Origin of the sequence: Microcystis sp. LEGE 00066 (genome assembly GCF_015207925.1) — a bacterium.
Classification (GTDB): domain Bacteria; phylum Cyanobacteriota; class Cyanobacteriia; order Cyanobacteriales; family Microcystaceae; genus Microcystis; species Microcystis ichthyoblabe_A.
In genome coordinates, this window is sequence record NZ_JADEVX010000013.1 from 1 (window position 1) to 13,350 (window position 13,350).

The 13,350-nt window shown below is 40.2% G+C and carries 14 protein-coding genes and 1 pseudogene; 4 read left to right on the forward strand and 11 right to left on the reverse strand.

The window, feature by feature from the left end:
* The 8 genes and pseudogenes from IQ224_RS03385 to IQ224_RS03420 form a co-directional block, all read right to left on the reverse strand.
* A pseudogene (locus tag IQ224_RS03385) lies at positions 1–181 on the reverse strand (hypothetical protein); the annotation flags it as partial.
* A 13-nt stretch (positions 182–194) separates the two neighbouring features.
* Positions 195–1,808 (reverse strand): ABC transporter substrate-binding protein, encoded by a 1,614-nt coding sequence (locus tag IQ224_RS03390; RefSeq protein ID WP_194032550.1) that lies wholly within the window; start codon positions 1,806–1,808, stop codon positions 195–197.
* A 169-nt stretch (positions 1,809–1,977) separates the two neighbouring features.
* Positions 1,978–2,898, reverse strand: coding sequence for an FTR1 family protein (locus tag IQ224_RS03395; protein WP_194032551.1), 921 nt, complete (start codon positions 2,896–2,898; stop codon positions 1,978–1,980).
* Between the two features lie 34 nt (positions 2,899–2,932).
* Positions 2,933–3,367 carry a bacterioferritin gene (locus IQ224_RS03400; RefSeq protein WP_002731529.1) on the reverse strand — a complete coding sequence of 145 codons (435 nt, stop codon included), beginning with the start codon at positions 3,365–3,367 and terminating at the stop codon, positions 2,933–2,935.
* Positions 3,368–3,596: 229 nt separating this feature from the next.
* Positions 3,597–4,457: a lipopolysaccharide assembly protein LapB gene (locus IQ224_RS03405; protein WP_002741205.1), complete on the reverse strand. Its 861-nt coding sequence runs from the start codon at positions 4,455–4,457 to the stop codon at positions 3,597–3,599.
* Between the two features lie 359 nt (positions 4,458–4,816).
* A complete protein-coding gene (ilvD, locus tag IQ224_RS03410; protein ID WP_002741203.1) occupies positions 4,817–6,502 on the reverse strand; it encodes a dihydroxy-acid dehydratase in 1,686 nt (561 codons plus the stop codon).
* Between the two features lie 806 nt (positions 6,503–7,308).
* Positions 7,309–7,614: an NADH-quinone oxidoreductase subunit NuoK gene (nuoK, locus tag IQ224_RS03415; RefSeq protein ID WP_197533180.1), complete on the reverse strand. Its 306-nt coding sequence runs from the start codon at positions 7,612–7,614 to the stop codon at positions 7,309–7,311.
* Positions 7,615–7,684: 70 nt separating this feature from the next.
* Positions 7,685–9,043: an AAA family ATPase gene (locus IQ224_RS03420; RefSeq protein ID WP_194032552.1), complete on the reverse strand. Its 1,359-nt coding sequence runs from the start codon at positions 9,041–9,043 to the stop codon at positions 7,685–7,687.
* Between the two features lie 180 nt (positions 9,044–9,223).
* On the opposite strand from IQ224_RS03420, the gene IQ224_RS03425 reads away from it, so the two are divergent.
* From IQ224_RS03425 to IQ224_RS03435, 4 genes are all read left to right on the forward strand, one after another.
* The gene (locus tag IQ224_RS03425) at positions 9,224–9,520 is read left to right on the forward strand and encodes a hypothetical protein (RefSeq protein ID WP_002734992.1); all 297 of its coding nucleotides are present in this window, start codon (positions 9,224–9,226) and stop codon (positions 9,518–9,520) included.
* 42 nt (positions 9,521–9,562) lie between these two features.
* On the forward strand, positions 9,563–9,931 hold the full coding sequence (locus IQ224_RS03430; protein WP_002749711.1) for a hypothetical protein: 369 nt from the start codon (positions 9,563–9,565) through the stop codon (positions 9,929–9,931).
* Between the two features lie 76 nt (positions 9,932–10,007).
* Positions 10,008–10,175 carry a hypothetical protein gene (locus IQ224_RS23775; protein WP_196219961.1) on the forward strand — a complete coding sequence of 56 codons (168 nt, stop codon included), beginning with the start codon at positions 10,008–10,010 and terminating at the stop codon, positions 10,173–10,175.
* Positions 10,176–10,383: 208 nt separating this feature from the next.
* Positions 10,384–11,175: a leucine-rich repeat domain-containing protein gene (locus IQ224_RS03435; RefSeq protein ID WP_002749717.1), complete on the forward strand. Its 792-nt coding sequence runs from the start codon at positions 10,384–10,386 to the stop codon at positions 11,173–11,175.
* Positions 11,176–11,717: 542 nt separating this feature from the next.
* Here the strand turns inward: IQ224_RS03435 and nuoK (IQ224_RS03440) are convergent.
* From nuoK (IQ224_RS03440) to ndhI, 3 genes are all read right to left on the reverse strand, one after another.
* Complete coding sequence (gene nuoK / locus IQ224_RS03440; protein ID WP_197533180.1) at positions 11,718–12,023, reverse strand: NADH-quinone oxidoreductase subunit NuoK; 306 nt, start codon at positions 12,021–12,023, stop codon at positions 11,718–11,720.
* Positions 12,024–12,048: 25 nt separating this feature from the next.
* The gene (locus IQ224_RS03445) at positions 12,049–12,645 is read right to left on the reverse strand and encodes an NADH-quinone oxidoreductase subunit J (protein ID WP_002734810.1); all 597 of its coding nucleotides are present in this window, start codon (positions 12,643–12,645) and stop codon (positions 12,049–12,051) included.
* A 114-nt stretch (positions 12,646–12,759) separates the two neighbouring features.
* Positions 12,760–13,332, reverse strand: coding sequence for an NAD(P)H-quinone oxidoreductase subunit I (ndhI, locus tag IQ224_RS03450; protein WP_002741201.1), 573 nt, complete (start codon positions 13,330–13,332; stop codon positions 12,760–12,762).
* Positions 13,333–13,350 lie beyond the last annotated feature (18 nt).

Consider the following 13,350-nt stretch of genomic DNA (forward strand, 5'->3'; position numbering starts at 1 on the left):
TTGCGGGGGTGTCTTCGCTGGTTTTTTGTTCTTCCCGGGGACAGGCTGCCGATTCTAAACCGAGATGACATCGGACTTCCTCCCGTCCCAAAGATACGGCAATTCCCGACACCGACATTAAAAAAGCTAGGATGGGTAAGATATTCTTCATAAAATTAGACTTGATTCTACTCCTCGACATCACATTATCTATTTTAGATAGGATCGAACTGATATTGAGAACCCTTTGGCCCCTCATTGCCGCGATTAGCGCGTACTAGGGGAACTTGATTAAAAATGTTAAAATCCGTGGTGCTTCCCTGCAAGGTGATTCCTCGATTTAAAGTTTCGACTGCACTAGCACGGTCAGAACTTTTAGCGATCGCTTCTCCTAATACTTTCATGGTATCGTAGGCGGTAGCAGTACGCCAACTGACGCGACCGCGCCAACTTTTCAGCGCATCTTTGGCAAAAGGATCCGTTGCTTGGAAACTCCAAGGTACTGCTAAAACTAATCCGTCGATGCTATCCGCTCCTTGAATAAGGATATCGGGTGTATAAAGTTCATTTCCGCCCAATAATAGCATTCCAGACGATTCTTGGGCAATAGCCACGGCTTGATTAATGCGATCGCCATCTTTGCTGAGGGCCAAAAATACCACCTTAGCGCCGGCTTGTTTTGCCTGATCTATGGCGGTTTTAGCGTTAAAATTGGCTTTGGTGGTGTCTATTTCCTTAACTATCTTGCCTCCCGGTTGCTTTATTGCTTTAGCAAAGGAATCCCTTAATTTTTGACTATAGGGACTATCGGAATTATAAAAAAGAACCACTGACGGAGAATTCTCTTGCTGACTAGCATAATTAGCCAAAGTTTTGGCCACTGCTTCCAGATAACTACCGAAAACTTCCTGAGATTTATCGTCAAGGGGAATAGTTTTCAGGGTTGATTTTCCCGTTTGACTAACACGGGTAGTCAGGGGAGAAAGAATCGCTAATCCTTCTTTTTCGTAACTTTCAATCGCTTTTTGACTAAAAGGATCGATTCCGTGGCCCATAACTGCTAAAACTTGACCGGATTGAATCAGATCATCGGCGATCGCTTTTGATTGTAACCCACCACCATCATTAGCGATAACTATTTCCAAAGGATTACCCGGATTAGAATTATTAAACTCCTCTTGATACCTGGCCACACCTCGGAGAATTTCCTTGGCGCTGTTGGGGTCGTTAGCGATGGGGACAACGACGGCTATAGTATTTTGATTACCTTTTTGTCTAGCTTTGGCGTTATTGTAATAGATTTTGCCCTCCGGATCATTTGCTTGGGGAGTGGCTGCTAGTTGGTAAGCTGCGATCGCATTTGCCCAATCTTCCTTTTTAAAGGCCGCTGCGCCTTTTTCTTTGTTAGGAGTGGAATTAAGCAGTATTTTCTCACCTTGGCTAAATAAATCGGGATTTTTAGCCGTATCACTCACAAAAGTTGCCTCGGTTTGCTTGTCTGGGGTTTCTTCCCCGACAACTTGGGGAGTATCGGGTTTGGGAATCAGCATTTGCAATAGACTCCAACCCCCTAAACCTGCGGTTAAAGCGGTAATTATCAAAGCGAAGGGAAGTAACCAGTTAGATTTTTGACCGACTCTAGTTGTACCCCCCGGAGACACCACCACCGTGGTTTTAACCGTGGTTGTTACGGGATCCATCGCTTCCCTAGGCAGGCCACAGATAGGACAATCAGGAGTAGTATTTTCGCAGGGTTCATGACCTCCCGCAATCGCTTGCGGATAAGTTTTACCATCTTTAGGGATACCGTCACATTGCCAAGTAGTCATAATCAGTTATCAGTTATCAGTTATCAGTTATCAGTTATCAGTTATCAGTTATCAGTTATCAGTTATCAGTTATCAGTTATCAGTGGGTAAGTTAACAGTTATCAGATGTGAGTTTTTAAGTGAACAGTATTAAATAGCAGTTTCTTGCCATCTTTTCACTGTTTACTGATTACTGTTTACTGATTACTGTTTGAGGACGTTGTCGTAAGCTTTGGAAATAGAGGCCACCGATAAGCAGTAAAAAGAGGATATAAGCAACAATTTGACTGATATAGAGGTTTTGACGATAACCAAACAGAGATTTAAGGAGGAGTCCGGGGAAAGTGCGATCGCTCAAAATTTGGGAACCGTCCCAAACTTGAAAACCGAGAAGACAGGAGGAGGGGAGAGAAGGACAGAAATTGCGATAAAAAGGGTCAATTTCACTTAAAAGACTGATTCCTGCGTCGATATGTTTCAAAACACCGATGAGTAATCCCGCAACGATTAAGAGGAGGAAAGTCCCCATAATTTGGAAAAAGAGACGGATATTAATTTTTACTCCCCCCGCAAATAGGAGAATTCCCAACAAGGTTGCGACACTTAACCCCGCTATCGCACCGAAGGTTTGTATCTGCCAATCTTTTTGGAATTGGGCCAGGATAAAGAGAACAGTTTCAAATCCCTCTCGCAAGACAGCGATAAAAACGAGCAGAAAAATCGCTTTTCCTGCCCCATTTTCCGATTTTAAACCCGCTTTTACCGCACTTTCTACCTCAGATTTCAAGGATTTGGCCTGTTGAGTCATCCAAATTAACATCCAACTCAACATCAAGACGGCAATCAGTCCAAAAGTGGCGGCCAGCAATTCCTTGAGCATTGGTACGAATGGACTAGGAGAGGCATCCACTTGCAAAAGGATTCCCCCTAGCAAAACACCGACCAAAACACTAGCCACTACTCCCGCACCAATACCACGATACACCCATGAGTTAAGTTGCGATCGACCCGATTTTTGTAAACAAGCGAGGACAATTCCCACCACTAAAGCGGCCTCGAAACCTTCCCGGAGAGTGATAATAAAAGTGGGTAAAGCGGAACTAAGATTCATAAGCTAGTGGATAAACTCTAGGTTTGATCCTAGCTTAAGCAAAATCCCGCAGCATCTTGCGAATTTCCAGATTGTGTAATTCTTCTTGTCCGATCATACCGCGAGCGAATTCTTCCAGGTAAATACTGGCATCTTCGACGGTTTCTAGGAGTGCTTTGTACAAATCAAGGGATTTTTTCTCATGATTGAGGCTCTCACTCAAGATTGCTTTGATATTGTGTTCATAGCTTTCCTCGATTGGGGCAATTTTTAAGCTAGGATGACCTTCTAAACCGGTGAGAATTTCCCCAACTTGTTGCGCGTGGGTGAGGGATTCCGTGGCCTGGGTCTGGAAAAATTGGACGATGGGGATGCGATGGGGACCTGTCACCATCAGGGAATAGTGGGTGTAACGGACAACTCCCGCTAGTTCAAATTCCATGATTTCGTTCAGTTGTTCGATGGTTTTGTCTCTGTCTAGTTCTCGCATAAGATTCTCAATAATTTTTCTCTAATTGCAATTGTAGCTAATCCAAACCGGCTAAATGAATCTAAAAACCTTGTTGACTAATATTTTTAGGCTTTTTTGCCATTAAAAAAGTGCCAGATATTGGAGCAATCGGGGGGAAATTTTCGGCACTTTTTCCCTGAAAATGCCGAAAATTCCACACACCCCACGAAAAACCCTTTCAGCAAACCCTAGGTGCTGCAAAAAGACTTTAGCTGGGGGAATAGCAACTCAAGAGGTCATTAAAGGTTTCATTTTGCCTTAAACCATCGAAAACAAAGTTATTACGCACTAATTCGCCACATATATCCGGTTCTATGTCCATGGCTTCGCGTAAACAGTCGATCGCTTTTTCTTGTTGACCGAGGGCAGCATAACAGCAGGCGGCATTGTACCACGCATAGCGATCATCTCGATCAATTTTTAACGATTCTTCATAACAGGCGATCGCTTCTGGTAAACGCTGTAATTCCTGTAGGATCACACCCTGTTGATACCAGGACCAGTAATCTTGCGGTCGGATATCGAGGGCGGTACGATAATTAAATAAAGCCTCTTGGGGATTGCCCCAATCCCGGAAAGCGTCGCCGCGACGATACCAGGCCCAATAATCCCGGGGTCGCGCCCCTAGGGCCAGATCATAGGAAGTAATAGCGCGTTCGTAGTTTTTGAGCAATCGATAGGCCTCTCCTTGCCGATAGGCGGCCCAATAGTCCCCCGGACTGTGACTTAGGGCCCGTTGAAAACAAGCGATCGCTTTTTCGTATTCCTTTAGTTCCTGTAGATAAACACAACCTTGATCATACCAAGCCCAATAGTTATCGGCCTTTACCTGTGCGGCGTTAGAGTAACTTTCAGCCGCTTCTTCATACATTCCCAAGTCTTCTAGTATCATACCCCTTTTGTACCATGCCCAATAATCATCTGGATAATATTCTAAGGCTTTTTCGTAGCTGATTAAGGCTCCAAAATAGTCCATTCTTTCTTTTAAAATATTGCCTTGGTCATACCAGTCCCGATAGGTATCCGGACGGCATTCGAGCGCTCGATAGACAGTAAGTAGATAGGTCATAGTTATTAATCTTTAACGGAGTCAGGAGTCAGTCGGCAGGAGAATTCAGAATAAGCATTTAATTAAATGCTCTATTTAACCTGAGCTAGGGATAAGCTAAAACCCTAATTTTTTCGTTCGCTGTCAACCCTATTCTTTTGTGGAATGAGTAGGAAAATAGCCTTAACCAGAACCGAGGTTATTTAGGGATTTTATGCAATTTTATGTCTATTTTTCTCGTTTTTGCACTCTCAAAAATTAATTATGCAAGAACTCTACTGATTACTGTTTACCGATCACAGCAAAAAAGCTCTGGTGTTCCCTAACTAATATAACAAAGAAACGGCGATCGATTGTGATCGCCATTCCTAGTTATACTTTTAGAACAGATTCAAATCCGTTAAAGCGCCGAGACTGCTAGAGGAGACTAACTTGGCGAATTTGCCGAGAATTCCCGTTTTATAGCGTGGGGGACGCGGTTGCCAATGGTGACGACGACGGGTTAATTCTTCCTCCGATACATTTAAACTCAAGAGACGTTGACGAGCATCAATAGTGATTTGATCCCCTTCCTCTACTAGGGCAATTGTACCACCCACCGCCGCTTCTGGAGCGACGTGACCAACTACCATGCCATAGGTTCCCCCGGAAAAACGACCATCGGTAATTAATCCCACGGAATCCCCCAAACCAGCGCCGATAATTGCCGAAGTGGGGGCCAACATTTCCCGCATACCCGGTCCACCTACTGGTCCCTCGTAACGGACAACCACCACATCCCCGGCTTGAATTTTTCCGGCTAAAATTGCCTCTAAACAGGTTTCTTCCGACTCAAACACCCGCGCGGGCCCAGTGATGACCGGAGTTTTCACGCCGCTGATTTTGGCCACAGACCCCTCCGTGGCCAGATTTCCTTTTAAAATGGCTAAATGACCCTCTTTATAGACAGGATTGCTAAAAGGACGGATAACATCTTGGCCTGAGGGCGGTTGGTCGGGAATATCGGCTAAAATCTCGGCGATAGTCTGACCGCTAATGGTGAGAGCATCCCCGTGTAGTAAACCATTAACCAGGAGAATTTTCATCACTTGGGGAATACCGCCGGCTTTATGCAGATCTACGGTAACGTAACGCCCGGAGGGTTTAAGATCGCAGATAACTGGTACACGCTGGCGGATGGTTTCAAAATCATCGATCGATAATTCTACCCCGATGGTGCGGGAAATGGCTAAAAGGTGCAGGACAGCGTTAGTGGAACCTCCCACCGCCATAATTACCGAAATAGCGTTTTCAAAGGCTTTACGGGTCAAAATTTGGCTAGGTAGAATCTGTTTTCTAACCGCCTCGACTAAAACCTTGGCCGATTCTTCGGTACTATCGGCTTTTTCCTCATCTTCGGCGGCCATGGTTGAGGAATAGGGTAAACTCATCCCCATGGCTTCAAAAATGGAAGACATGGTATTAGCAGTAAACATTCCACCACAGGAACCAGCACCGGGGCAAGCGTTGCGTTCAATCCCGATGAGGTCTTCTTCGCTGATTTTACCGGCGCTGTACTGTCCCACGGCTTCAAAGGAACTGACCACGGTTAAATCGCAATCTTTGTAGCGTCCCGGTTTAATTGTGCCACCATAGACGAAAATAGCGGGAATATTCATCCGGGCCATGGCAATCATTGCTCCCGGCATATTTTTGTCACAACCCCCGATAGCGAGGACTCCATCGAGACTTTGACCATTACAGACGGTTTCAATGGAATCGGCGATTACTTCCCTAGAAACGAGAGAATATTTCATTCCTTCTGTTCCCATGGAAATCCCGTCACTAATGGTGATAGTCCCGAAAAGTTGCGGCATTCCCCCCGCTAATCTGGTGGCTGCTTCGGCACGCATTGCTAAATCATTAATTCCCATGTTACAGGGGGTAATGGTGCTAAATCCGTTAGCAATGCCGATGATTGGTTTGCTAAAGTCCTCATCCCCAAAACCTACCGCTCTTAACATGGCCCGATTAGGACTGCGTTGGGTACCTTGGGTAACAATGCGACTTCTGTAGTTATCTGCCATAACTTTATCTTTCTCCAATGGCGGCTGACAGGTGCGATCGCGGCTCAAGTTCTCTAATCGCACCTTTATTTCTATTTTCTGACTTTTGGCCGCTCTGAGCAGGTTTTAGGACAGTCCATCTCTAAAGAAAATATAAAACTGCGGGAGTATTCAGGGGACAGGAGGTAGCAGCGGGAGTGTATCATCGATTTGAAAAAAGCTGGAAATCCTGTTTAAAAGGTATAGAAAATGGCGTTGCTAAATCAATATATGAATACTAATTGTACATCCTATCCACAAGTTAGCTTAGTCCTAGGTTTGGAACACTACCTAAAGGGCTCTTCTAGGTTCTGTGTGATAAGTTTAACTTACATAGGATTGATCAGTCTTTGTGTCCTTTGTGTCTTTGTGGTTCGTTCCACCCCCTCGCTAGGAAGAATATATCTTAGAATACATTTTACCCACCAAACCCAAGAGAGCCCCTAAAGGACAATTGATACCAAATCCGACTTATAAAACCCAGTTATGAATTAGGTATCTTGAACCCAACTATGATAGGATGAGTTTTTAATTTTTCTCCTTATTTGTTGGTATTCAAATAGAAGTGATCAAAAGATTTACAACTTAGTAAATTTACGAAGAGTAAATACACACGATAACATCCCTTTTTATCATAATTTAATCCTGTTAATTGGATGTAGTTTTAATCCTTTAAATCTTTACAAACTCTTGAAATTTCAAACATTTAACACCGTACAAACAGGGAAAATTGGCCAAAAAAAACTCTCCCCAGAAAAGGGAGAGAGGGGGGGTAAATATTTAAAAGCTTACCATTTGAGCAGATTAAACTGTTCCATATCGATCGTGTCGCGGTTACGATAGATAGTCAGGATAATCGCTAAACCCACGGCTGCTTCGGCTGCCGCTACGGTAATCACGAAAATAGTAAAAATTTGTCCTCGAATATTAGCGGGGTCAAGATAGTTGGAAAAACCCATTAAGTTAATGTTAACAGAATTGAGCATCAATTCGATCGACATTAAAACCCGGACGGCATTGCGACTGGTGACTAAACCATAAATTCCGATACAAAATAAAGCCGCCGCTAATAACAAATAATACTCTAACTGAATCTGCATAATACCTCTAACATCGTACAGTGCAAAGTTCATGAGGTAAAAAATTATGATAACCGCCGCTTATTTAGATACCTGTATCTTTGATATATTTTTTAAACACAGGAGATAAATTAAATAAGATTTCTGATTCTTGAATTTTAGTTAACAAATATCTTTTTTGTAAAGATTGTAACCCTTTAATCAAGTCATCCCCTGATAAATCTAAACTTAATTTTAATTCATTTCTTGAACAATCTTTTTCTAGGTTACTTAAGGCTTGAATAATTTGTTTTTCAATCGGCGATAATCTCTTAATTATCGTAGTTAAACTTTCCTCTATTTTTGCTGTAATAACAATATTTTCCTCTTGTAAAAACTCACCGACACAACCATGATAAACATCTTCAATTAAAACAGCAATATCTTTTAAATAAAATAAATTTCTTTCGTATAACTGAACTACTTTTAACCAGCTTTCTTCATCTTCAGAACCTAAATTATTGAGGATTGCCCGATTATTTAAACCTTGTAATTCAAGTAAATCTAATTTTTCATCTGAATAATACATTTCTGCACATCGCTCTTGACTAATTAAAATTAAACTACTTTGATGTTCAATTTCGTTAGTAATTATTGAAAAGAAATCCTGATACTTTTTATGTTTAGTTTGATATTGCCCTGCTAATTCACCCTCGCTAAATAATTCCTGTACATTGTCAAAAACAATTAAACACTTTTTCCGTTGCAATAACTTTAAAAACAGAGTCAATTTATCGTGATCACTTAAAATAAAATCCGTATTAATTTTAGTGAAAATATCAGTAATAATTGTGTCTAAACAATTGAATATTTTTAGATTTTGCCAAATAATTACTTCAAATTTTTCTAAGTTTAATTCCACAAAGTGTCTAACTAAGGTAGTTTTCCCAATTCCACTTAATCCTAATACGGAAATTAAGGGCCTTTTCTCAATTAATATTCTCTGTGTTAAGATTTCTAATTCTGAAATGCGATCGCAGAAATTACGATTTATCTTTGGAGCTAAACTTAAATCATGATATGATGTTTCTGATGGAGATTTTTCTTTATTTTCAATTGGTTTAGTGGTGTCAGGTTGAGGAGACTTTACACAATAATTAATATTTTTATTTAGTATTGTAAAAAGTTGAGAATTAACTGCTTTTTCGATATTCCAACGAAAATTAGACTTATTAAGCTCTTTTTCTTCTAATCCTAATTGCTTAGATAAAACCTTAAATATTTTATTTCTACTCACATCGCCAATATGTTTCTCATCATAACCATAACTATCCGCAATTTCTTTATAGGTTTTGCCGTTTAATAACTCTTCAATAATGTGTCGCTGAATATCGCTAAGACTTTGCCCATCTTCCTCTATCAATAAATCTTCGATAAAACGCAACAAGTGTAAACTATCCTTCATGGTGTGAAAGTGAATAAATTGTTACCTATATTATAGTTCAGTTATTGTAAAACAAGATCAAGTCATTTCTGGCCTTGTCTTAACATTTCTTTACAAAACATCAGGTGAAATCTGGTGGTGGTTGAAAAAAATCTTTGCGATGATTATAGGTAGCAATCCAAATATCAGAAATACTAAATTATGAACTTTCAACCTAGTTATCATGGACAGAACAAAGAAGTCCAAGATGTTTTAAATGAGACTAACGATCTCATAAGCGAGGCAAACATACTACTTAATCATCAGTCAAGTCCAACACAGACATCTTCAACTGATAGTGACAATCTCGTTAGATCAAATTATACATTACAAAGAGAGATTAACAGGTTAAATCATAACATTGAAATAGAAAAGATAGAGGAATTAGCAGAATTGGGTAGCCCTTATAGTTACTACGAAAGTTCTTTTGATGACTATGATGATTACGGTGACTACTAATAAAAAATAAAGAACAATTAATCAAAGAGGTTGCAACTAATCATGAAAAACATCTTCAATTTATCGAAAGTTATTCCTTTTATCTGCATATCCCCATATATCATTACATCAATTATTGTTTCAATTCCACCAGCAAATGCTCAAAGTGCCGCTATAGGTCGCCAAGTATCAAAATCCTTAGCTCGCATCTGGGCTGAAAATTTCGCCGCTGGTGCTGGAAGAGAGGCGGGGCAATATATTGTTGTAGTAGCGACAGGGGCTGTACTATCAGGACGACAAGCCCAAAGATTTGTCAACTCAGGACAAACATATGTAAGACACGGTATAGTTTACGATTATTATGGACGACCATATAGAGTTTGTCAACACTTTCAAGGAAATACTCCAGTATCTTATGTTTATTACTGTTAGCTTGTCGGTTGGGTTGCATACCGTAATCCAACTTGATGATTATTTTCTATCTTGATTCGTTGGGTTTCATGAAATTATGATTAAAAATATCATCATTTTGATTCTATTAGCTTTGGGAGGTGTATTTTACCATCTCAATAGTGTAAATCAAAGAGCTTTGGAATGTGTTGCTTATGTACATGAAGGGGTTGATCTTACTGGAAGAGGAAAAAATAACTGTACCAATCCCGAACTTATTCCTTAATTTTTAGAGCGATCGCCTTTTTGTTTGTAGCAATGGCTTTAGTTTCATGTTATTCAACCCTGCCTACATTTAAAAGCGATCGCCTTTTTGTTTGTAATCATGACTTCAATAACCCCTAAAAGCGTTACTATGAAAGGGGTGATCTCTTTTTGAGTGACAATCTCGCAGAGAAAAATTTTAAAATTATAAAACGGCAATATTAAGTTTTATGGAATTTAAACAATCTGTGTCCTTCGTTTTATCTGGATTATTGACTATCGCCAGCATAGCAAACACAACTTCAGCTATAGCTCAGGGTTCCAATTTTTTTCCTTCTTTTTTTGAATTATGTAATCGTTTACAGTCTCTTCCACCAGATCAAAAATACACTATAGAAATACTGCTACGAGAAGCAAAAACTGAAAATTGTCAAACAGCCTCAAATTATTTAACAAATCTTCAGAAGTTGTCTTTAGTTAATAATCAAATAGTAGATCTAACGCCTTTAGCTAATTTAACTAATCTTACCGAGTTGCGTTTACGTCAGAATCAAATAGTAAATGTAAATGCGTTAGCTAATTTAACTAACCTTACCCACTTAGATTTACAAACCAATCAAATAATAGACATAACCTCATTAGCTAATTTAACTAATCTTGAGGTATTGTTTTTATCAGACAATAAAATAAAAGATTTAACTCCCTTAGCTAATTTTACTAATCTTAGGACTTTGTCTTTAATGGATAATCAAATAGTAGATGTAAGTCCTTTAGCTAACTTAAATAATCTTGAGGTATTGTTTTTATCAGACAATAAAATAAAAGATTTAACTCCTATATATAAGTTAGGTCTTCATGTGGATTTGTTAGGTGGAATTATTATCAACATCAGCCCTGAAGGAGTACCTGCTATCGATGGTGGTTATTCCTGTGAGTGTGATCGTTCTTCCTGTGTGTGCGATCGCCTTCAGCCCACGACTCCAACCCAACCCATCCCAGAGCTTAAAAAAAACTCTTATTGAGAAATATCCTCAACAAAATAGGGCTAATCCACGACAACCCTACTCAAAAATTACTTTGGCAAAATTTTGCCCCTGATACCCTATCCACTCCCCTAAGACTGCTCTCTTAGGTTTGGTGGGCAAAATGTATTCGGCTCTTCGGTTTGTGTTATGCAATGGACTGGGGTTATAGGGGATGTAACCCTTATGTAGAAAGGCATTTGGCGATTTTTGTCAATTGTTTTTCATCTAAAGCGAACTCATCAATTAAGTCTCTTGCCAGATAAGGATTTAGTCAATTTATGCCCCCCTATCGAACCATACCAAGTAACGAAGAGCCATGTATTCTAAGATACAGTCCTGCTGGCGAGCGAGTGGAAGGAACCACAAAGACACAAAGGACACAAAGATTGAGCGATCATAATGTAAGTTAAACTTATCACACAGAACCTAGAAGAGCCAACTCTTGAAATTTCAAACATTTAACACCGTACAAACAGGGAAAATTAACCAAAAAAAACTCTCCCCAGAAAAGGGAGAGGGGGGGGTAAATATTTAAAAGCTTACCATTTGAGCAGATTAAACTGTTCCATATCAATCGTGTCGCGGTTACGATAGATAGTCAGGATAATCGCTAAACCCACGGCTGCCTCGGCTGCCGCTACGGTAATCACGAAAATAGTAAAAATTTGGCCTCGGATATTAGCGGGGTCAAGATAGTTGGAAAAACCCATTAAGTTAATGTTAACAGAATTGAGCATCAATTCGATCGACATTAAAACCCGGACGGCATTGCGACTGGTGACTAAACCATAAATTCCGATACAAAATAAAGCCGCCGCTAATAACAAATAATACTCTAACTGAATCTGCATGATACCTCTTTTTTGGCTCTTATTTAGGGGCGGTTAATTCTCTAGGTCGTTCGGGTAATGTTAAAGCTGTGGCCGTAGGTTCTTCAGCTTTCAGGGTGGGGATAAGGTCACGACGAGCTAAAATAATTGCTCCGACCATGGCCATTAATAATAGCACGGAAGCTAATTCAAAAGGTAGTAAGAAATCACTAAAGAAATGCTTACCGATTTCTACTAAAGTATTAGTTACTACGGCGGGAGAAGTGCTAGAAATTGACCAAGGTGTGATTAAAACCATGGTCGATAACAGTACAAATAAACCCACACAAACTAAAGCGGTAGATGCCTGACGAATCCAACGTTTAGGAATATCAGAAAAGTCCTCTTGCTTGTTAACAAGCATAATAGCAAAGAGAATTAAAACGTTAATCGCGCCCACATAAATTAGAATTTGTGCCGCCGCTACAAAATCAGCATTTAGTAAGAGATATAAACCCGAAATGCTGATAAAAACACCACCCAATAAAAAGGCGGAATAAACGATATTAGATAATAGTACCACGCCTAAAGCTGTCCCGATTACTAGGGCTGCTAAAATGCCAAAAGATACTATTTGAACGCCCTCGGCTAAATTCACAGTAGTTTCATCTCCTTTTATGTTTGAGAGTTATTAATTATTAGTTATCAGTTATCAGTTATCAGTTATTACTGTTAAATTTCCAACTCCTGACGGCTGATAGCTAACTGCTAATTAATCAGTAATTTCTTCTGGACGTTTACCGGCGCGTTGACTACCGACGGGTAAATCGTGGGGTTCGATGACACCTTTAGGCAGATAACCTAATTCCCTCAGAGGTGTTACCATCGGGTCTTGGGTGACTTTGTAGGGTAAACGGCCTAGGGCGACGTTATCATAGTTTAATTCATGACGATCATAGGTCGCTAGTTCGTATTCTTCGGTCATCGATAGGCAATTAGTCGGACAGTATTCCACACAATTACCGCAGAAAATACAGACCCCAAAATCGATACTGTAGTGTTTGAGTTCTTTCTTTTTAATTTCCTTGTTAAAAGTCCAATCCACTACTGGTAAATTAATCGGACAAACTCGCACACAAACTTCACAAGCGATACATTTATCGAACTCAAAGTGAATTCTACCCCGATAACGTTCCGAGGGAATTAACTTTTCGTAGGGATACTGGACGGTAATCGGACGACGACGCATATGATCAAAGGTAACGGATAAACCTTCGCCGATGTATTTCGCCGCTTGAATGCTACCTTTGGCGTAATCGCTGACTTGTTTGAGGATGTTAAACATGATGGTCAGAGGGGTAGT